The 20562-nt window shown below is 67.7% G+C and carries 14 protein-coding genes and 5 pseudogenes; 10 read left to right on the forward strand and 9 right to left on the reverse strand.

Going from position 1 to position 20562, the window contains the following annotated elements:
- Nucleotides 1-150: 150 nt before the first annotated feature.
- Nucleotides 151-1815: a 2-succinyl-5-enolpyruvyl-6-hydroxy-3-cyclohexene-1-carboxylic-acid synthase gene (menD, locus tag ACPEE0_RS04405; RefSeq protein ID WP_424575240.1), complete on the forward strand. Its 1665-nt coding sequence runs from the start codon at nucleotides 151-153 to the stop codon at nucleotides 1813-1815.
- Between the two features lie 18 nt (nucleotides 1816-1833).
- Here menD and ACPEE0_RS04410 read toward each other — a convergent pair whose 3' ends face one another.
- The 6 genes and pseudogenes from ACPEE0_RS04410 to ACPEE0_RS04435 all read right to left on the reverse strand — a co-directional run bounded on the left by ACPEE0_RS04410 (nucleotide 1834) and on the right by ACPEE0_RS04435 (nucleotide 8267).
- Nucleotides 1834-2682, reverse strand: a complete 849-nt coding sequence (locus tag ACPEE0_RS04410) for a VOC family protein (RefSeq protein WP_424574036.1) — start codon at nucleotides 2680-2682, stop codon at nucleotides 1834-1836.
- Nucleotides 2679-3893 carry an aminotransferase class I/II-fold pyridoxal phosphate-dependent enzyme gene (locus ACPEE0_RS04415; RefSeq protein ID WP_424574037.1) on the reverse strand — a complete coding sequence of 405 codons (1215 nt, stop codon included), beginning with the start codon at nucleotides 3891-3893 and terminating at the stop codon, nucleotides 2679-2681. Before ACPEE0_RS04415 ends, ACPEE0_RS04410 begins: the two co-directional genes overlap by 4 nt.
- A 251-nt stretch (nucleotides 3894-4144) precedes the next feature.
- A complete protein-coding gene (locus ACPEE0_RS04420; protein WP_009358860.1) occupies nucleotides 4145-4945 on the reverse strand; it encodes an amino acid ABC transporter ATP-binding protein in 801 nt (266 codons plus the stop codon).
- Nucleotides 4946-4956: 11 nt separating this feature from the next.
- A pseudogene (locus tag ACPEE0_RS04425) lies at nucleotides 4957-5747 on the reverse strand (amino acid ABC transporter permease).
- Nucleotides 5748-5876: 129 nt separating this feature from the next.
- Nucleotides 5877-6679: pseudogene (locus ACPEE0_RS04430) on the reverse strand (ABC transporter substrate-binding protein).
- 181 nt (nucleotides 6680-6860) lie between these two features.
- Entirely contained in the window at nucleotides 6861-8267 is a 1407-nt protein-coding gene (locus tag ACPEE0_RS04435) for an isochorismate synthase (protein ID WP_424574038.1), read from the reverse strand.
- A gap of 128 nt (nucleotides 8268-8395) precedes the next feature.
- Here ACPEE0_RS04435 and ACPEE0_RS04440 point away from each other — a divergent pair, with 128 nt between their 5' ends.
- The 4 genes from ACPEE0_RS04440 to ACPEE0_RS04455 all read left to right on the forward strand — a co-directional run bounded on the left by ACPEE0_RS04440 (nucleotide 8396) and on the right by ACPEE0_RS04455 (nucleotide 12879).
- Nucleotides 8396-9172, forward strand: coding sequence for a demethylmenaquinone methyltransferase (locus tag ACPEE0_RS04440; protein WP_235046978.1), 777 nt, complete (start codon nucleotides 8396-8398; stop codon nucleotides 9170-9172).
- A gap of 5 nt (nucleotides 9173-9177) precedes the next feature.
- On the forward strand, nucleotides 9178-10518 hold the full coding sequence (locus ACPEE0_RS04445; RefSeq protein ID WP_424574039.1) for a geranylgeranyl reductase family protein: 1341 nt from the start codon (nucleotides 9178-9180) through the stop codon (nucleotides 10516-10518).
- Complete coding sequence (locus ACPEE0_RS04450; protein WP_035753408.1) at nucleotides 10515-11615, forward strand: polyprenyl synthetase family protein; 1101 nt, start codon at nucleotides 10515-10517, stop codon at nucleotides 11613-11615. Before ACPEE0_RS04445 ends, ACPEE0_RS04450 begins: the two co-directional genes overlap by 4 nt.
- 424 nt (nucleotides 11616-12039) lie before the next feature.
- Nucleotides 12040-12879: a type IV toxin-antitoxin system AbiEi family antitoxin domain-containing protein gene (locus tag ACPEE0_RS04455; protein WP_424574040.1), complete on the forward strand. Its 840-nt coding sequence runs from the start codon at nucleotides 12040-12042 to the stop codon at nucleotides 12877-12879.
- 121 nt (nucleotides 12880-13000) lie between these two features.
- Here ACPEE0_RS04455 and ACPEE0_RS04460 read toward each other — a convergent pair whose 3' ends face one another.
- Both ACPEE0_RS04460 and ACPEE0_RS04465 read right to left on the reverse strand, forming a co-directional pair.
- Complete coding sequence (locus tag ACPEE0_RS04460) at nucleotides 13001-13432, reverse strand: SMI1/KNR4 family protein (protein ID WP_009358867.1); 432 nt, start codon at nucleotides 13430-13432, stop codon at nucleotides 13001-13003.
- 13 nt (nucleotides 13433-13445) lie between these two features.
- Nucleotides 13446-14113 (reverse strand): annotated as a pseudogene (locus tag ACPEE0_RS04465) (trimeric intracellular cation channel family protein).
- Between the two features lie 61 nt (nucleotides 14114-14174).
- Between ACPEE0_RS04465 and ACPEE0_RS04470 the strand changes: the two are divergent.
- The 5 genes and pseudogenes from ACPEE0_RS04470 (at nucleotide 14175) to ACPEE0_RS04490 (ending at nucleotide 19990) form a co-directional block, all read left to right on the forward strand.
- Nucleotides 14175-15044, forward strand: a complete 870-nt coding sequence (locus tag ACPEE0_RS04470) for a sirohydrochlorin chelatase (protein ID WP_424574041.1) — start codon at nucleotides 14175-14177, stop codon at nucleotides 15042-15044.
- 54 nt (nucleotides 15045-15098) lie between these two features.
- Nucleotides 15099-16843, forward strand: a pseudogene (locus ACPEE0_RS04475) (nitrite/sulfite reductase).
- Nucleotides 16843-17643, forward strand: coding sequence for a phosphoadenylyl-sulfate reductase (locus ACPEE0_RS04480; RefSeq protein ID WP_424574042.1), 801 nt, complete (start codon nucleotides 16843-16845; stop codon nucleotides 17641-17643). Before ACPEE0_RS04475 ends, ACPEE0_RS04480 begins: the two are co-directional and overlap by 1 nt.
- Nucleotides 17640-18587, forward strand: a complete 948-nt coding sequence (cysD, locus tag ACPEE0_RS04485; RefSeq protein WP_400611432.1) for a sulfate adenylyltransferase subunit CysD — start codon at nucleotides 17640-17642, stop codon at nucleotides 18585-18587. The genes ACPEE0_RS04480 and cysD overlap by 4 nt, the downstream gene beginning before the upstream one ends.
- Nucleotides 18588-19990 (forward strand): annotated as a pseudogene (locus ACPEE0_RS04490) (sulfate adenylyltransferase subunit 1).
- A gap of 121 nt (nucleotides 19991-20111) precedes the next feature.
- Here the strand turns inward: ACPEE0_RS04490 and ACPEE0_RS04495 are convergent.
- Complete coding sequence (locus tag ACPEE0_RS04495) at nucleotides 20112-20552, reverse strand: SRPBCC family protein (protein ID WP_424574043.1); 441 nt, start codon at nucleotides 20550-20552, stop codon at nucleotides 20112-20114.
- Nucleotides 20553-20562: the final 10 nt, after the last annotated feature.

Consider the following 20562-nt stretch of genomic DNA (forward strand, 5'->3'; position numbering starts at 1 on the left):
AGCTCTGTTTGGGAACCATAAGTGATAGGGCAACGCAGGGAGGGAGGGGTGGCAGACTGGTTTGGTGACTTCGCTGAACGACTCTGCCCAGACGCTGCCCCCGACGCTACGGACACCGCCCCTGAGCTCACCGCCCTCGCGGCGGCGCGGATCGCCGTCGGAATCCTGCTCGACGGCGGGGTGCGGCACGTGGTGGTTTCGCCCGGTTCCCGGTCGGCCCCCATGGCGTATGCGCTGGCCGAGGCGTCCGCGGCCGGCCGGGTGGAATTGCTGGTCAGGATCGACGAGCGCGCCGCCGGGTTCACGGCCCTGGGCCTTGCCCTGTCCACCGGTTCCCCGGCCGCCGTCCTGACCACGTCCGGGACCGCCGTCGGAAACCTGCTGCCTGCGGTGATGGAAGCCAACCACGCCGCCGTCCCGCTGATCGTCCTGTCCGCTGACAGGCCGGACGAACTCCGTGGAACGGGCGCCAACCAGACCACCGTCCAGCCGGACCTCTTCGGCGAACAGGTCCGGTTCGCGGCGGACGTCCCCGCGGGCAGCGACCCCGAACGTGCCATCCAGACCGGGCTTTCCGCGGCCACCGGCGCCTTCGCCGAGATCCCGCCCGGGCCGGTGCAGCTTAACCTCGCGTTCCGGGATCCGCTGGTGCCATCCCCGGACGAAGGGCTCCCGACGGCGGTGGAGCGGCAGCGCTACCGGATCGGGACAGAGCCGCTGGTCATGAACCTGCCCCCGGTGGCTGATGAGTTGCCGGAACGGCGCACAGTGGTCCTGGCCGGGCACGACGCCGGTCCCGTGGCCGAAGCCTTCGCCCGCGCCCACAACCTCCCGCTGCTCGCCGAGCCATCGTCCAACTCCCGGTTTGGCCCGAATGCCGTGGGCCCGTACCGGCTGCTGCTGGAACATTTCGGGCCGGATTCCGGGCAGCCCATTGAACGCGTGGTGCTGTTCGGCCGGCCCACCCTCTCCCGCCCGGTCGCTGCCCTGCTGGCCCGGCCCGACGTCCAGTCCGCCCTGTACCAGCCCGTCCCGGTGGCCTGGTACGAGCCCGGCCGGCGCACCGAACTGCCGCTGGAGAACCTGTCCGACCTCGCCGACTTCGCCGGCCGCGGCACCTCCGCCTGGCTGGATGCCTGGCTGCTCGCCGGATCCGCCGCGCAGCACGCCCTGGACGGTGTCCTGGCGGCGGAGGCAGCAGCCACCGGTCCTTCGGTCGGTGCGCTGGTGTGGCGGCACGCGCGCGGGCAGTTGCTGCTGGGCTCGTCGAACGGCATCCGCGACGTGGACCTCGCCGGCCTGCCCGCGCCGGAGCCGTCCGCCACCGTGTACGCCAACCGGGGCCTTGCCGGGATCGACGGCACCATCTCCACCGCCACGGGCATTGCACTGGGCGGGCGGCAGGAAACCACTGTCCTGCTCGGCGACGTCACCTTCCTGCACGACGCCGGCGGCCTCCTCCTCGGGGCCGGGGAGGAGCAGCCGGATCTGCGGATGGTGGTGCTCAACGATGCCGGCGGCGCCATCTTCGGGCTGCTCGAGCACGGCGCGGTGGAGGAAGGCGGAAAGTACGGAGACGCCGTCGAACGCCTCTTCGGCACCCCGCACTCGGTGGACATCGCGGCACTCGCCGCCGCGTACGGCGTCCGCCATTCGGCGGTGGGCACGACGGCGGGACTCGCCGAGGCGCTCGCCCGGCCGGTGTCCGGACGCACCATCGTGGAAGTCCGCACCGACCGTCATTCCCTGCGGCAGCTGCACGCGCGGATCAAGGAGGCCGTGGCCGCCGCTGTGGTCGGAGTACTGGTCCCGTAGGTTTTCCTGCCGGGCCGGTCAGCCCGTTGGCGGCGTGAACTGGCTTGCGGTGAAGACAGCCCCCTGCGGGTCCCGGATCAGGGCCTCGCGCGTCCACCCCGTATCGTCCTGCCGGAGAACCTGGGCGCCGAGCCGTTCGGCGTCGAGGGCCGTCCGGTCCCGGTCGGCCACAGCGAACGTGACGTGCCAGTGCGGTGTCCGGTCGGCTGCAATGGGCACGATCCAGGCGACGGCGTCCGCGAAGCCGGGTGGAGCCGCGAATTCGGACTGCCGTGCCCTGATCTCCGGATCGACTGTCCTTTCAAGGAGCTCGCCGTATCCGGGCACGCGGACCATCAGCCCGAAGTCGGCGTCGTCCGCCCCGAAGCCCACCTTGTCCACCTGCCAGCCGAACGCGCCCTGGTAGAAGCCGATAGCCGCCTCCGGGTTGCATGTGTGGAGGTCACTGAAGTTCCACGTCCCGGGCTGGTTGACGGACTGCGCCCCGCCCTGCCGCTTCGGCTGCCAGAGGCGGAATTCCACGCCCTCCGGGTCTGCCAGCGCCGCACTGCGGCCGTCCTCGCCCGCATCCGTTACCGGCGACCGCAGCACGGCGCCGGCAGCGACCAGCCGGTCCACCTCGGCGTCCGCGTCCCCGACCGCGATGTAGGTGCTCCACGCCGTTGGATCTTCGCGGCCGCTGGCGATCCCTGCCACGTCCGCGCCGTCCAGCTGGGCCACCAGGTAGCGGTCCGTCCCGCCGCCCGGGGCTGCCTCCCTGAACGTCCAGCCGAAGAGTCCGGCATAGAAGGTTGCTGCCGCGTCGATTTCCGGCTGGGTGGTGTCGATCCAGCACGGGACCCCCGGAGGGTACGTCCGTCCGCTCATGTTCCGCTCCTGCTTTCCTTGATCGCTGCTTCGAATGTGGGCAGGCTCCGCTCGACCATGTCCTCGTTGGCTGTCAGTGATATCCGGAAGAACCCGGGCGTCTCGAACAGCGTGCCCGGGAAAACGAAGACGTCGCGGCGGGCGAGGGACTCGGTGAAGGCTTCGTCATCCGGACCTGGGGAATTGACGAACAGGTAGAACGTGCCCTCCGGCGGCTGCATGCGGTAGCCCATGCTGCCGAGCGCGTCCACCAGGCGGTTCCTGCGCCGCTCCAGCTGGCCGACGTCGATGGAGAACTTCTCCAGCTCGGGAAGCGCGTGCTGCAGCAGCGCGTTGGGGTAGACCCAGCCCATCGCCACCTGCAGGCCGCTGATGGCCGGTGCCATCTCCTCCCGATGCGGCATGGCCGGCGGCAGGGCCAGGTAGCCCACCCGCTGGCCCGGGGAGAGGTGGGTCTTGCCGTAGGAGTAGGCCAGCAGCGTGTACGGGTAGTATTCCGCGGGGCTGTGGAAGCGCGCGCCGTCGAACACAATGCGGTTGTAGGCCTCGTCCGAGATCAGGTAGATGCGCCGCCCGATCCTTGCCGACACATTCTCAAGCAGGTCGGCGAGCCGGCGCAGCAGCTCGGGGGGATAGATCCGGCCGGTGGGATTGTTGGGCGAATTGACGATGACCACCCGCGTCCGCTCCGTGATGGCCGCTTCGACGGCGGCGAGATCCAGGTCGAACGTGGCGGTGCTGACCTTCACCTTCACCGGCACCAGGCCGGCTTCGAGGATCAGCGGCTCGTACAGGAACCATGGCGGCAGGCTGTAGACCACCTCGTCGCCGGGATCCGCCACGGTCTTCAAGGCAAGGGCGATCGCGGCGAACCCGCCGGTGGTGAGGAAAATGTCCTCTGTCCTGAAGGGCACGTCCAGCAGCCGCCCAAGTGACTGCGCGGCCGCCTCCTGCGCCGACTCCACGTTCGTTTTGTAGGCGAACCACTGGTCATCGCGGGGAACGAGGGCGTCCCGCAGGGTGTTGACGTAGCGGTCCGGCGGCATTTGGTGGGGGTTACCAAACGTGAAGTCGCAGACGGTGCGCTGGTCCTTCCCCGGGTTGAGGTACCGCCGGATGAAGGAGTCGACCCGCTGGAACGAAGGCACCGATGCCAGCCGCGCGGCGCGTTCGGAGACTGCCGCCGGAGGTCGTGGGGACTGGAAATTCATGTCTGCGCTCCTGGATGCGCCGCCGGGTGGGGACGGCGGCCGGACGGGCAGCGCGCTGCTGAGCCAGGGCTGTGGTGGGACCTATTGTGTGCCCGGGCACCGCGGAAGTAAATGGCCCCACGAAAGGCGCGTGCCGCCGTCGTACGCTCCGCCCGGAAGCGAAGCGCAGATTGCCCCGTGACGCACAAAATCCCCGGCGCTGCGGAAATCCGTAGCGCCGGGGACTGTGCGTGGCGAAAAGCGGGGAGGGCCTACTCTTCGATTTCGATGTGCGTGGGATCGAGCACGCGGCGCAGGAACTCCTTGGTGCGCGGCTGGGTGGGGGCGCTGATGACCTGCTCGGCCGCACCTTCCTCCACCACCACGCCGCCGTCCATGAAGACCACGCGGTCGGCCACTTCGCGGGCAAAGCCCATCTCGTGCGTGACCACCAGCATGGTCATGCCCTCCTTGGCCAGGTTCCGCATGACGGAGAGGACATCGCCCACCGTCTCGGGGTCCAGGGCGGACGTGGGCTCGTCGAAGAGCATCAGCTCGGGGTTCATGCTCAGCGCACGGGCGATCGCCACGCGCTGCTGCTGGCCGCCGGAGAGCTGGTCCGGGAAACGGTCAGCCAGGTGCCCCAGGCCCACGCGCTCCAGGTTGTGCATGGACACCTTGTCCGCCTCCGCCTGGGAGCGCTTGAGGACCTTGGTCTGGGCGATGGAGCAGTTTTTCTTGGCGTCCAGGTGCGGGAACAGGTTGAACTGCTGGAACACCATGCCCACCTTGCGGCGCATCTTGTCGATGTCCACGTCCGGATCGGTGGCTTCGAAGCCGCCCACGTGGATGCTGCCCTGGTTGGGCTGCTCCAGCAGGTTGACGCAGCGGAGCAGGGTGGACTTGCCGGACCCCGAGGGGCCGATCAGGCACACCACCTCGCCCGGTGCCACGTCCAGGCTGATCCCCTTGAGGACCTCGTTGGAGCCGTAGGCCTTGCGCAGGTCCTTGATGGATACGCCTGCCGCGTGGATGGTGCCGGTGCTGCCGGCGGGATGTACGACGTCGTTCATGGCTTCCCTGCCTATCGCTTGGTCCGCGCGGAGCGGCTTTCGAACTTCCGGGCCAGGAGGCTCAGGGGGATGGTGATGACCAGGTAGAAGGCGCCTGCGACCAGGAGCGGCGTCAGGCCGGCGCCCAGGCTGGAGATGCCGTCGCGGCCGAACTTGGTGAGCTCGTACTGCGAGGCGGTCAGGCCCAGGACGTAGATCAGCGAGGAGTCCTTTGTCAGCAGGATGATTTCGTTGGTCAGCGGCGGCAGGACGATCTTGAACGCCTGTGGAATCACGATGGTCACCATGGCCCGCCACTGCGGCATGCCCAGCGACCGGGCGGCTTCCATCTGTCCCTTGGGCACAGCCTGCAGGCCGGCGCGCAGGGTCTCGGCGATGTAGGCCGAGGCCACCATGCCCAGCGAGATCATCACGATCACGGTGACGTTCCACGAGACGCCGAAGGCCAGGGGGACGCCGTAGCCGAAGGCGATGAACACCAGCAGGGCCGGGATGCCGCGGAAGAATTCGATGTAGCCGGTGGCGATCCAGCGGTAGAGGGGAAGCTGGATAGCTTCATCAGGGCCAGCAGCAAGCCGCCGGACAGGCCCACGATGAAGCCCAGGAACGTATAGATCAGGGTGTTGACCAGGCCGGTGACGAAGATGCCCGGGAACATCGGGCCGATTTTGGCGAAGTTGAAGACGCTGTTGCCGATGGTTTCCCAGTCGGTGGCCAGGATCAGGGCGGCGATGGCCACTACAAAGATTCCGGCCTGGACGTACAGGCTTACTCTGGCGCGTTGACGTGCGGTCATTGCCATGGGGTGCTCACATTCATTATGCGTGGCTGGGGCCCCGGACTGCAGAACAGCGTGTCCGGGGCCCCAACTGCGTGGTTCTCAGGGCCGCGAGGGCGTAGAGGCCAGGGATGCCCCAGGCCCGCGCTCTGGCTACTTGGCGGTTTCGCCGAACCAGGTGGTCTTGAACTTCTCCAGCGAGCCGTCCTCTTCCAGGCGCTCAAGCGTGCCGTTGACCTTCTCCAGCATCGCGGTGTTGCCCTTCTTCACGGAGATGCCCAGCTGCTCGCCGGTGGCAAAATCCTCAACGCTCTTGAACTTGGGGTCGTCCTTGATGGCGTAGCCAAGGACTGACTGGTTGCCCAGGGCAGCATCGATGGTGCCGGCCTGGAGGGCCTGGACCAGGAGGCCGGTGTCCTCGAACTGCTGCGCCTCAAGGCCCTGTTCCTGCGCGTAGTCGGCGCCGGTGGTGGCCTGCTGCACGCCCACCTTCTTGCCCTTGGCGTCGTCCAGGCTGCTGATGCCCGAGTCCTCGCTGGCAACAGGGCCAGGTCGTCGTCGAGGTACGGGGTGGAGAAGTCCATGACGGACTTGCGGGTGTCCGTGATGGAGATCGAGGAGATGCCCAGGTCGCACTGGGTCAGGGCGGTGCCGGTTTCGATTGCTTCGAAGGAGCTGTCCACGATGCTGAGTTCTGCGCCGAGGTCCTTGGCAACTTCCTTGGCGATGTCGATGTCGTAGCCGACCGTCTGGCCGTCCTTTTCGAACTCGAACGGCTCGTAGGGGATGTCGGAGCAGACCGTGAGCTTGCCTGCGTTGATCAGCTGGATGCCGCCTTCGGACGCGGCTGGCGTGGAACTGCCGCCACCGCACGCCGTGAGGGTAAGGGCGCCGACGGCGAAGACTGCTGCTGCCTTGGCGGTGATCTTGGCCGTGGCCAGGGACTTGAGCTGCATGTTTCTTTACCTTTTGTTGCAGGGGTATGCGGTTCTAAATCGGTTCATAGTGTAGCGCCGATTATGAGATGTGCATCACAGGAAACTTAGTTTCACTATTGGATAACTAAACCACACAAGAAATCAAGCGTATCGGGCACGAAGTTGTCTGCTATTCCAGACTCGGGCTCGGATGGGCAGCTCAGCTGCTGATGCCGAGCGACTCCAGCATCGGGCGGAACTTGGCCCACGTTTCAGCCAGCTCCGCCTCGGGCTGGGATCCGTCCACGATGCCGCAGCCGGCGTACAGCCGGACTGTCTCCGGCCCCTCGATCACAGCCCCGCGGAGGGCAATGCCCCACTCGCCGTTCCCTGCCGCATCCAGCCAGCCCACCGGACCTGCGTACGGGCCGCGGTCCAGGTGCTCCAGCTTGCGGATCAGCGCGCCGGCCACCTGCGTGGGTGTTCCACACACGGCCGCGGTGGGGTGCAGTGCGTTGATCAGCGCCAGGCAGGTAGGGACGTGGCCTTCCACCTCGGTGAGTTCGGCCTTGACGTCGGAGGCCAGGTGCCAGACGTTGGGCAGCTCAAGGATGAAGGGCTCATCGTGCGCGTTCATGGCCTCCGAGAACGGCGCCAGCTGTGTGGTGAGTGACTGGATGGCAATCTCGTGCTCGTGCCGCTGCTTCTCGGATCCGGCCAGCACCCGCGTGGCGTAGTCCATCGGGAGGCCGTCCTCGCCGTGCGCGTCGCGCCGGTCCAGCGTTCCGGCCAGCACGCGCGCCTGGGCTGTCCGGCCCTCCACCTGGATGAGCATCTCCGGTGTGGCGCCCACCAGTCCGTCCACCCCATAGGTCCAGCATTCGCGGTACCGCGCGGCCAGTTCGCGCAGCACCTTTGCCGCGTTCACGCCGGTGGGGATGGTGGCCACCACGTCGCGGGCAAGCACCAGTTTCTCCAGCGCCCCGGTGCGGATTTCGGCAACCCCTGCGGTTACCGCCTCCATCCAGGCTTCCTCGCTGAGGGACCCGGTGTGGAGTGTTGCGCCTGCTGCCAGGGGGAGGGGACGGACGACGGCGGCGCCCGCCCGGCCGGGAACGGCGCCCTGCTGCGCTTCCGTGGCGGAGTCCGCTGCCGCCGTCGTGACGGTAGCGAAGGCTGCCGGGGTGTCCGCGGAGTCGCTGCCGAGCCAGCGGTCCAGGGCGGCGAGGGCGCTCTGTTCGGTGAGCTCGCCGTCGCCGAGCGTCAGCTGGGTGACCCAGACCTGGCTGTCCCGGACGCCCACCACGACTTCCGGCACGATCAGCCGGGACTCGTGCGCGGAGGTCTTGGAGAAGGCGAAGGACCCGAAGGCCACCGGGCCGGTGCCGGGCAACTCCACGTGGTCGGTGACGTCGGCTTCAATCACCAGGTGCCGCCACCAGATGTCGGCCTCGAGGAACCGTTCCGGGCCGGTGGCCGTGAAGCGGGCAATCTCGCCGAAGCCCGCCAGGCCGGCCTCGCGGCGGGTCCAGCAAAGGACATCGTCCCGCACCAGAAACGAAGGCAGCCCCCCGGGGAATGCGGTGCCATCCAGGGGGACTGTCAGGGTGCGGATCGTGCTCGTCATGATGAGACAACACTACTCCCGACCGCAAAGCCGGCTTCGGGGGACAGATCATAGGGCATCGGGGGAAGAGGCCGGGAGTCACAGGGCCGGTGGTCCGGGGCCAGCCGAACATTTGAGACAATGACATGGTGAACCGAGCATCCTTGGATAAGCGTCCGGACGAAGTAGCCACCATGTTTGACGACGTCGCACCGAAGTACGACGTTGTCAACGATGTCCTGTCCATGGGGCAGACCCGCCGCTGGCGCAAGGTTGTGGTGGAAGCGATGGAAGTGTCCAAGGGCCAGCGCGTCCTGGACCTGGCCGCCGGAACCGGCACATCCAGCGAGCCATATGCCGATGCAGGCATAGACGTCGTCGCTTGTGACTTCTCCCTCGGAATGCTCAAGGTGGGCAAGCGCCGCCGCCCGGACATCAACTTCATCGCCGGCGACGCCACCAACCTGCCGTTCGCTGACAACACGTTTGACGCCACCACCATTTCGTTTGGTCTCCGCAACGTGAACGAACCCAAGAAGGCACTGCAGGAGATGCTCCGCGTCACCAAGCCCGGCGGCCGCCTGGTCATCGCCGAGTTCTCCCAGCCCGTGGTTCCGCTCTGGCGCACCATGTACACCGAGTACCTCATGCGCGCGCTTCCGGCCATTGCGGTGAAGGTTGCCTCCAACCCTGACGCCTACGTCTACCTTGCCGAGTCCATCCGCGCCTGGCCGGACCAGGACCACCTGGCAGCGTGGCTGCAGGACGCCGGCTGGGAAAACGTCACCTACCGCAACCTCACGGGCGGGATCGTGGCGGTGCACCGCGCCTTCAAGGCGGCCGACAGGACGCCCGACGGCGCTGCTGCCGCCATCGCCGCGCACAAGGGCCCGGTGGCCAAGCTCCGCCGCAACATCACCCGCTGACCGGCGTGAAGGTACTGATTGTCGGTGCGGGTCCGGCCGGATCCACCGCTGCGTATTACCTCGCCAGGGCCGGGCTCGAGGTCACGGTCCTGGAAAAGACGTCGTTTCCACGGGAGAAGGTCTGCGGTGACGGGCTGACCCCGCGCGCCGTCCGGGAGATCCAAAAGCTTGGCCTGTCGCACCCAGAGAACGACGGCTGGCGCCGGAACAAGGGCCTGCGGTTGATCGCCGGCGGCCGGACCATCGAGCTGCCGTGGCCGGAGGTGTCCGACTTCCCGCAGTACGGCCTGATCCGCACCCGGCTGGGCTTCGACGAGGAACTGGCCCGCCACGCCCAGGCCGCGGGTGCCACCATCCTCGAGCGGCACAGCGTCACTGATGCCCTGCATGCGGAAGACGGCCGCGTGACCGGTGTCCGCGCAGCGCTTTTGGACGAGTCCGGACGCAAGACGGGGGAGACGCGCGACTTTCCTGCCGACGTCGTACTCGCTGCGGACGGCAACTCCACGCGCACCGCTGTGTCCCTCGGCATCCGGAAGCGTGACGACCGGCCGCTTGGCGTGGCGGTCCGCACCTACTTCACCTCCCCGCGCACGGACGACGACTGGATGGAAGGCTGGCTGGAGCTTCCCGGCCGGGACGGCAAGCTGCTGCCCGGCTACGGCTGGGTGTTCGGCGTCGGCGACGGGACCTCCAACGTGGGCCTCGGCATCCTGAACTCCTCGAAGGAATTCGGCAAGCTCGACTACAAGCAGGTCCTGCGCGAATGGACCGCCGGCATGCCCGCCGACTGGGGCTTCACGCCCGAAAACCAGGTGGGCGAGATCCGCGGCGCCGCCCTGCCCATGGGCTTCAACCGCACCCCGCATTACTCACCCGGCCTGCTCCTCCTGGGTGACGCCGGCGGCATGGTCTCGCCGTTCAACGGCGAGGGCATCTCCTACGCGATGGAGTCCGCACGCTTCGCCGCCGAGTTCATCATCGACGCCTCCGCCCGCCTTGCCTCCTCGGGCGGAACGTACGACGCCGACGCGCACCTGGCGCGCTACGCGGACTATGTGAGGGGCCAGTGGGGCTCCCACTTCACCCTGGGCCGGGTGTTCGCCGCGCTGATCGGCAAGCCTGCGGTCATGACGCTCGCACTGCGCACCGGCATGCCCATCCCGGTGCTGATGCGGTTCGTGGTGCGGCTGCTGGCCAACCTGACGGACCCGTCCGCGAAGGGCTTCGAGGACCGGGTGATCCGGGTCCTCGAGTCGCTTGTCCCGGCCACATCCAATACATCGCCCACCCCGGCAGCATCCAATCAGCGGTATCCGCAACAAAAAGTTAGGGTTAACCCGTGACCAAACCCGCAGAGCACAGCTGGACCCACGCCGGACACGGCATGACCGACGCTGAACCAAGCCTCAACACCAGCGCCATTGCCACCGGACTCCAGCTCCCCGCGGGATTCGCCGCCATCGCCGAAGATGCAGAACTGGGCCCGGCCATCACCAACAACCTGGCCAAGGTGGAGAAGAAGCTCCGCGAGGCCATCGCCAACTCGGACCCGCTGGCTGACGCGACGTCGCGCCACCTGGTGGAGGCGGGCGGCAAGCGCATCCGGCCGCTGCTCACCCTGCTGTGCGCCCACCTGGGCGACGCGTCCCTGCCTGCGGTGGTGCAGGCCGCCGTCGTGGTGGAACTGACCCACCTGGCAACGCTGTACCACGACGACGTCATGGACTCCGCGCCGTTCCGCCGCGGTGCCCCCACGGCCCACGAGGTATGGGGCAACTCCGTGGCGGTCCTCACCGGCGACCTGATCTTCGCCCGCGCCTCCATCCTGGTGTCCGAGCTGGGCTCGCGAGCACTGGGCATCCAGGCCCGCACCTTCGAGCGGCTCTGCCTGGGGCAGCTGCATGAAACCGTGGGCCCGCGGCCGGACGAGGACCCGGTGGAGCACTACCTATCGGTGATCGCTGACAAGACCGGCTCGCTGGTAGCGGCGTCCGGCCAGCTCGGCGCCATCTTTGCCCAGGCCGATCCCGCGTACGAAGCCGTGCTGGTGGAATACGGCGAGAAGGTGGGCGTGGCCTTCCAGCTCGCCGACGATGTCATCGACGTCACCGGGGTCAAGGTCAAGTCCGGCAAATCGCCCGGAACGGACCTCCGCGAAGGTGTTCCCACCCTGCCCGTGCTGCTCCTGCGCAAGGCTGCCGAGGACGGCGACCAGTCCGCCGTCGAACTTCTGAAGCTGGTGGACGGGGACCTGAGCTCGGACGAGGCGCTGGCCGAGGCCGTTGCCGGGCTGCGCGCGCACCCCGTGACGGCCGAGTCCTGGGTGGTGGCCCGGAAATGGGCGAACGAGGCGATCGCCGCGCTGGCGCCGCTGCCCGAGGGCGTGGTCAAGGAGTCGCTGAGCAACTTTGCGCTGGCCGTGGTGGACCGCGCCAGCTAGGTCCCGCACCAGCCAGTTTCGATGGCAGAAGCCCGGCTCCCCCAGGCGCCGGGCTTCTGCTTTTCCGGCGCTGCCGACCCACAATCCGGTAGCGCCGGTTAAACGGGATAGCCCGGTCCGCGGCAACTTGCATTGCTGTGAACCGGGACTATCTCTCCGTTCGCATCAGACCCGCCGGAGGCGTTTAGCGGATCCGGAAACAGTCTATGACAGATCTGTCACAAAAGGCAAGCGATAATTTACGGCCGGTGTCACAGTGTTTTCGGCGCTCCTGCCGCCCGTCATGGGGCACATTCAGCCCGTGATTTGGACCCGGGATCCAATATCCCGGTGTGTCCGTGTCAATGTGCCCCTTGACCGGTGCTTGTCCACTTACGGCAGCTCCGGACTGCCCGCGAACCGGTGGTCCGGCCACCGTGGATTCATGGACATTGACACTTTCCTCCGCCACCGGAGTGGCGCCGCCCGCACAGCCGCCCTCGCGACGGCCGGATATTCCAGAACACGGCTGGCGAAAGCACTCGAGGCCAACCAGATCACCCGGGTCCGCCGCGGCGTCTACAGCCTGCCGGATGAAGGAGGAGTACTCGGGCTGGCGCTGCGGCACAATGCACGGCTGACCTGCCTGTCGGCGGCGCCGATTTATGGGCTGTGGGCCCTGCGGGAGGCTGAGGTGGCGCATCTGAGTCCGGGCCACAAGAAGACAATTCCGGGAACACTGACCCACGGCCGCCTCCTTCACCGGGTCCACCCGCTGCTGCCGGTTGCGGGTTTGGCCGATGTCCTGATCCATGCCCTGCACTGCTTGCCTGAGATCGAGGCGCTGGTCTTGGTGCAAACCCCACTTCAGCAGGGCGATGTCACCCTGGACTTCCTGCGGCGCAAGCTTCCCGGCAACCGCAACGCGCGCGCCAGGGCCGTCCTGGATTACGTGATTCCACGCGCGGACTCGCTCCTGGAGGTGCTGGCCAACTACCACTTCCGGAGGGCTGGCCTGCATGTCCGGCGGCATGTCCAGGTTCCCGGCGTGGGCGAAGTGGACTTCCTGATTGAGGAGTGCCTGGTGGTGGAGACGGACGGCGTCACGCACCTGGAGCCCAAGCAGGTCAAGAAAGACCGGGCACGCAACAATGCCACCGTTATCGGTGGACTCCTCTGCCTTCGGTTCGGGTACGCCGACGTCGTCCATCACCCCGAGCGCATGGTGGCCCAGGTACTGGCCGTGCTGGAGCAGAGCCGGCGGGGAGCCTTCAATCCCTGCTGAGTGCCGCCGTCGTGGGGCACTTTGGCAGGCACAAACGGGGAACCAGGCCGGAGCACGGCGTGTCCGTGTCAAAGTGCCCCAGCATCGCCGCGGGGAGTGGGCGCCAAAAGAGTTGAAAGCCCTAGTCCTCGTGCTCGTCGTCCTCGAAGGCCCACTCGAACATGTCGAACACGAACTCCGAGAACGTGCCCTCTTCGGACTTCCACTGGCCGCGGGCATTGTTCCGGCGGTAGACGATGGGATCCGGGACGCTGAGGTCGCCCACGCGGAAGCCCCAGGTGTACTCCTCGTCCTCATCCTCGAGGAACATGAGGAATCCCTCGTCGTCCACTTCGAGCTCGTCCGGGTCCCAGAAGTAGTGGTAGGCCTCCATGAGGTCCTCGCAGCCGCCCAGCGCCAGGTAGAACTCGCGCAGCACCAGCGGGATCTGGAACTGGTGCTCGGCCAGGGCCTTGTCCAGCTCCTCCTCGGACAGCCCGTCCGCTTCCTGCCATTCATCCTCGAGATACTTCGGAACAAGCGCGCGGAACTTCTCGAGGAACATGTCAGTCATGCTCATATCCTAGCTAATCGCCGCCCCGTGATTCGCCGCCGTCGGAGCCGTTGCGGTGCCACCCCCGGACAGCCAGCGGAACATACCAGTACCGGCGCCACGCCACCACCCGGAAGGCAAAAACCACAGCCGCCACAAGGACGGCGGTCCCGTGTTGAACAAGCCCGAGACCCACAGCAGGGAGGTCAGGGCCGCCCCGCTGAACGCCGGCAGCGCGTACAGTTCCCGGGCGTTGAACAGCTGGGGCACCTCGTTCGCGGTGATGTCCCGCAGCAGCCCGCCGCCCACAGCGGTGGCCACGCCAAGCAGGACTGCCGCGTACGGGTTCATGCCGAAGGAGAGCGCCTTCAGCGTCCCCGTGATGCAGAACAGCGCCAGCCCGCCGGCATCGAACAGGACCAGCAGCGAGGTGAAGCGCTGGACGCTCGAGAAGAGGAAATACACGAGGACCGTGGCCAGCAGCGGCGGGACCAGGTAGGCGGGGTTGGTGAAGGCCGCCGGAACGGTGTTGAGGATGATGTCGCGGATGACGCCGCCGCCCAGGGCCACGAGCGAGGCCAGGAGGAGCGAGCCCAGGATGTCGAACCGCTTCCGCGCCGCCAGCAGGGACCCCGAGACCGCAAAGAAAAAGACACCCGCCAGGTCCAGCCAGACCAGGGCGATGTCAAAAGCGAATGTCATGGAGCGTCCCGGCAATTCAAAGAGGTTCGGACAGGGCGGCTCCAACGTTACGCTAGCCCCTATGAACAGCCCCATCATGATCGCCTGCGCCCATGGGACGTCCAACGCACAGGGAGCGGCCGAGGTCAACGCGCTGCGTGCCGCCATTGCCGAACTCCGCCCCGGCCTGGACGTTCGGGAAGCGTACGTGGACGTCCAGCAGCCCGACCTGGTGGATGTGGTGGCGGGGCTTCCGGCGGGGGAGTCCGCCGTCGTAGTGCCCCTGCTGCTCAGTGTGGGCTATCACGTGAAGGTAGACATTGCGCGGGCCGTGAAGAGCCGGCCCGGAAGTGCGGCCGCCGCACCCCTGGGGCCGGATCCGCGCCTCGCCGCGCTGCTTGACCAGCGGCTGCGCGAGGCTGGCGTCACGGACAACGACGTGGTGGTCCTCGCCGCAGCCGGCTCGTCCAACCCGAACGCGGCCAAGAGCGTGGAAGAGCTGCTGGGGCAGTTGCGGCAGCTGCGGTCCAACCGCATGGTGGCCGCCTATGGTGCCTCCGCCAAGCCGTCCGTGCCCGACGCCGTCGCCATGCTTCGCGAGGAGCTGGCAGGAGGTGCCGGGGCGGGGGAGTCCGCGGGAGGAGTCGACGTCGGCGGGCGGGTGGTGATTGCCTCCTACCTCCTGGCACCTGGCTTCTTCCACGACCAGCTGGCCAAGGCCGGGGCCGACCTGGTGACCGAGCCGCTGCTGCCGTCCCCCGTGCTCGCCGAGATCGCCCTGGAACGGTACGACGCCGCCGTCGCGAAAGCCCTGGAAGCAGCCGCCGCGGCACCTGCCGGCGTGCCCGCGGAAGAGCCCGTTGACCGCCAGGAAACGGCGCCGGCCGATGCACAGCAGGATGGCTTCTTCAAGGCCGTCCGGCGTTTCGTGACGAAATATTTCCCTAGGTGACTTAGCGTTTCCGGGCCTTTGTGACGCCATTCCGGCGGGACCTACAGTCGATGCATGACTGATACAGCTCTAGCCGGAGCGTCCGCGGACTCCGCTGCCACCAAGCGCCCCGCCCGCCCTGCCCGTCCCGCTGCAAAGCCGCACGGGCAGTGGAAAGTTGACGGCAAAACGCCCCTGAACGCCAACGAAACCTGGAAACAGGAAGACGACGGCCTCAACGTGCGCGAGCGTATCGAGACCATCTACGCCAAGGAAGGCTTCGACGCCATCCCCGGCCAGGACCTGCACGGCCGCTTCCGCTGGTGGGGCCTCTACACCCAGCGCAAGCCCGGGATCGACGGCGGCAAGACCGCAACCCTTGAACCGCACGAGCTCGAAGACAAGTACTTCATGCTTCGTGTGAGGATCGACGGCGGCGCGCTCACCACCGAGCAGCTCCGCGTCATCGGCCAGATCTCCGTGGACTTCGCCCGCGATTCCGCCGACCTCACCGACCGCCAGAACATCCAGCTGCACTGGATCCGCGTGGAGGACATCCCCGAGATCTGGAACCGGCTGGAGGCTGTTGGCCTGTCCACCACCGAGGCCTGCGGCGACGTGCCCCGCGTCATCCTCGGTTCGCCCGTGGCCGGCATCGCCAAGGACGAGATCATCGACCCACGCCGCTGATCGAGGAGCTGGGGGAGCGGTTCATCGGCAACCCGCTGCTGTCCAACCTGCCGCGCAAGTACAAGTCCGCCATCACGGGCCATCCCAGCCAGGACGTGGTCCACGAGATCAACGACTTCGCGCTGGTGGGCGTCCGCCACCCCGAGCTGGGCGTCGGCTACGACCTGTGGGCCGGCGGCGCGCTGTCCACCAACCCGATGCTCGGCAAGCGCCTGGGCGCCTTCGTGAAGCCCGAGCAGGCCGCCGACGTGTGGCTCGGCGTCACCAGCATCTTCCGTGACTACGGCTACCGGCGCATGCGCACCAAGGCCCGCCTGAAGTTCCTGATGGCCGACTGGGGTCCGGAGAAGTTCCGCCAGATCCTGGAGGACGAATACCTCGGCTACAAGCTGGCTGACGGTCCGGCCGCGCCCAAGCCCACCACACCCGGCGACCACGTGGGCGTGCACGAGCAGAAGGACGGCAAGTTCTTCATCGGCGCCACCCCCGTGGCCGGCCGCCTGTCCGGCGCTGCGCTGGTCAAGCTCGCGGACACCCTCGAGGCCCGCGGTTCCTACCGGCTGCGCACCACCCCGCACCAGAAGCTCGTTGTCCTGGACGTCGAGAAGGACCATGTGGAGCCGCTGGTGGCCGAGCTGGACGCCCTGGGCCTGTCCGCCCGCCCGTCCGTGTTCCGCCGCGGCACCATCGCCTGCACCGGCATCGAGTACTGCAAGCTGGCCATCGTGGAGACCAAGCACACCGCCGCCACCGCGGTTGCCGAGCTGGAGCGCCGCCTGGCGGACCTCGCCGAGTCCGGTGAACTGCCGCAGGCACTGTCCCTGCACATCAACGGCTGCCCCAATTCCTGCGCCCGCATCCAGACGGCGGACATCGGCCTCAAGGGCATGATGCTTCCCACGCCCGACGGCGATCCTTCCCCGGGCTTCCAGGTCCACCTGGGCGGCGGGCTGGCCAACAACAACCGCGAGGAAGCCGGCCTGGGCCGGACCGTCCGCGGCCTGAAGGTGTACGTCGACGACCTGCCGGACTACGTGGAGCGCGTTGTCCGTACGTTCGTGGCCCAGCGCTCCGAAGGCCAGACCTTCGCAGAGTGGGCCCACGCAGCAGACGAGGAGGCACTTCAGTAATGAGTAAGCATGCACTTGGTGTAGATCCGGTGGCCGCACCGGCCGAAGCGGAAGCGGCGGTGGTTGACCTTGTCGAAACCAAGGCCGCCGAAACCCCGAAGCTCCGTTCCAAGGAAGAGCTGAAGGCCATCGCCGAAGCCGGTGCCGCCGAGCTCGGCTGGGACGCCCCCGCCCGCGACGTGATCGCCTGGGTGGAGCGCAACTTCGACCTGCCCGCCGTCGCCGTAGCCTGCTCCATGGCCGACGCCGTCCTGCCCGCCCTCGTCGCGGACCAGATGCCCGGCGTCGACGTCCTGTTCCTGGAGACCGGCTACCACTTCCCGGAAACCTACGCCACGCGTGACGAGGTGGCAGCGAACCTCCGCGTCAACGTGGTGGACGTCCTCCCGGAGAACACCGTGGAGCAGCAGGACCGCCTCCTGGGCAAGGACCTGTTCGCCCGCGACGCGGCCCAGTGCTGCGCGCTCCGCAAGGTGGCCCCGCTGCAGCGCACCCTGGCCAAGTACGAACTCTGGTTCACCGGTGTCCGCCGCGACGAGGCCCCCACCCGCACCAACACCCCGCTGGTGACCTGGGATGAGAAGAACGGCCTGGTCAAGGTCAACCCGATGGCCGCCTGGACGTTCGACCAGCTGGTCCAGTACTCCGACGACAACCTCCTGCCCGTCAACCCGCTCCTGTCCCAGGGCTACCCGTCCATCGGATGCCAGCCCTGCACCCGCAAGGTGGCTCCCGGCGAGGACCCCCGCGCCGGCCGCTGGGCAGGAACCAACAAGACAGAATGCGGACTACACGTATGAGCACTTCACTGACCGAGGAGACCACCCAGGTGACTGACGCCGCCGTTTCCACGCGCCTCTCCAGCCTGGACACCCTCGAATCCGAGGCCATCCACATCATCCGCGAGGTTGTTGCCGAGTTCGAGAAGCCCGCGCTGCTGTTCTCCGGCGGCAAGGACTCCGTGGTGATGCTGCACCTGGCCACCAAGGCATTCTGGCCCGGCAAGGTTCCGTTCCCCGTGCTGCACGTGGACACCGGGCACAACTTCCCCGAGGTCATCGATTTCCGCGACCGCACCGTGGAGCGCCTGGGCCTGAAGCTCGTTGTGGGCTCCGTCCAGGAGTTCATTGACCGCGGCGAGCTCGCTGAGCGCGCCGACGGCACCCGCAACCCGCTGCAGACCGTTCCGCTGCTGGACGCGATCCAGCAGAACAAGTTCGACGCCGTCTTCGGCGGCGGCCGCCGTGACGAGGACAAGGCCCGCGCCAAGGAGCGCATCCTGAGCCTCCGTGATGAGTTCGGCCAGTGGGACCCCCGCAACCAGCGCCCCGAGCTGTGGAACCTGTACAACGGCCGCCACACCGTGGGCCAGCACGTCCGTGCGTTCCCCATCAGCAACTGGACCGAGCTGGACATCTGGCGCTACATCGAGCGTGAGAACATTGAGCTTCCCGGCCTGTACTACGCCCACGAGCGCGAGGTCTTCGCCCGCGACGGCATGTGGCGCGCAGTGGGCGAGGTCTCCCAGCCGCTGCCGCACGAGGAAGTCATCACCAAGACCGTCCGCTACCGCACGGTGGGCGACATGTCCTGCACTGGCGCCGTCGAGTCCAACGCCTTCACCGTGGCCGACGTCGTGGTCGAAGTCGCCGCCTCCACCCTGACCGAACGTGGCGCCACCCGCGCAGATGACCGCATCTCCGAGGCAGCCATGGAAGACCGCAAGAAGGACGGGTACTTCTAAATGAGCACCGACACCCTGGCCGCCGACCTCGAAACGGCCCTGCCCACCACGCTTTTCCGGTTCGCCACCGCGGGATCGGTCGACGACGGCAAGTCCACCCTGGTGGGCCGCCTGCTGCATGACTCCAAGGCCATCCTGGCTGACCAGCTCGACGCCGTTGCCCGCACTTCAGCGGACCGCGGCTTCGGCGGGGACAAGGGCGGGATCGACCTCGCCCTGCTGACCGACGGCCTGCGCGCCGAGCGCGAGCAGGGCATCACCATCGACGTGGCCTACCGCTACTTCGCCACCGACCGCCGCAGCTTCATCCTGGCCGACTGCCCCGGGCACGTGCAGTACACCAAGAACACGGTGACGGGCGCATCCACCGCGGATGCCGTCGTCGTACTCATCGACGCCCGGAAGGGCGTCCTGGAGCAGACCCGCCGGCACCTGTCCGTGCTGCAGCTGCTGCGCGTGGCACACGTGATCGTGGCCGTGAACAAGATCGACCTGGTGGACTTCAGCGAGTCCGTGTTCCGCGACATTGAAGCGGACGTGCAGCAGGTTGGCCGCGAACTCGGCCTCGGCTCCGACGGAATCAGCGACCTGCTGGTCATCCCCGTGTCCGCCCTCGACGGCGACAATGTGGTGGACCGGTCCGAGCGCACCCCCTGGTACACCGGCCCGGCGCTGCTGGAGGTCCTGGAGACCCTGCCCGCTGCGGACGAACTGGAAAGCCACCTGGAGAGCTTCCGCTTCCCGGTGCAGCTGGTCATCCGGCCGCAGGGCGCCCTGGCTCCGACGCCGTTGCCGCCGGCCTGGACGTCGAGGCTTACCGCGACTACCGCGCCTACGCGGGCCAGATCACCGAGGGCTCGGTCAAGGTGGGGGACAAGGTTTCCGTGCTGACACCCGGCCAGGACCCGCGCACCACCACCGTGGTGGGCATCGACTTCGCCGGCTCCTCGCTGGAGGAAGCCGCCGCCCCGCAGTCCGTCGCCATCCGCCTGGCGGAGGAGTTCGACGTCGCCCGCGGTGACACCATCGCTGCCGCCGGCACCGTCCGCGAAGCGTCCGCAGACCTCTACGCAGCGCTGTGCTGGCTGTCCCCGAAGCCGCTACGCGAGGGCCAGAAGGTGCTGGTCAAGCACGGCACCCGCACGGTGCAGGCACTGGTCCGCAACGTCTCCGGAAAGCTGGACCTCGCGTCCTTCAAGCTGGAGCCGGCATCCACCCTGGAACTGAACGACATCGGCCACGCCCAGCTCCGGCTCGCCGCGCCGCTGCCGCTCGAGAACTACCTGCACCACCGCCGCACCGGTGCGTTCCTGGTGATCGACCCGCTGGACGGCAATACACTTGCCGCCGGCCTGGTCAAGGACCACCCGGGCGACCACGAGGACGAGCGCTACAGCATCTAAGTTTGCGCATGAAGGCCCCGCGCTGGAGTTATCCGGAACGGGGCCTTCGTGTTGTTCGTATAACCGGCCACTGCCCGCATAACCGGTGCTGCCCAGCAACGGTTATGCGGTGCCGGGCCGGTTATGCGGATTGCCCCTCGAGGATCGACTTGAGCCGTTCCAGGTCCTTCCGGGTCTCGCGGCGGATCATCGGCTCCATGACCAGCCCGGCCAGCTTGGAAAACCCGGAGGGCTTGCCGGTGTTGCCGAGCGTCATCCGGGTCCCGCCGGCGTGGTCCGTCCATGTGTAGGTGGTCTGCATCGGGAAGGGCCCCTGCGCGGTCCGCATCACCAGCTTCTCGCCGGGGACGTACTCCACGAACTCGTAGGTGTAGTTCAGCTCCCGCCCCAGGAACTTGGCGGTGAACGCCACCCTGGAGCCCGTGCCGATGGGGCCCGCGGTCAGCCGCTGCGACTTATGGATGTTCACGTACCAGCTCGGCGCGTTGTCCGGGTTGGCCGCGTATTCGGCAACTTCGGCGCGTGGCCGGTTGATGACAATCTCGGTCTGGACGTCCACCATGCTGCATCTC

It is taken from the genome of Arthrobacter sp. SD76, from assembly GCF_049726125.1.
GTDB lineage: Bacteria > Actinomycetota > Actinomycetes > Actinomycetales > Micrococcaceae > Arthrobacter > Arthrobacter nitrophenolicus.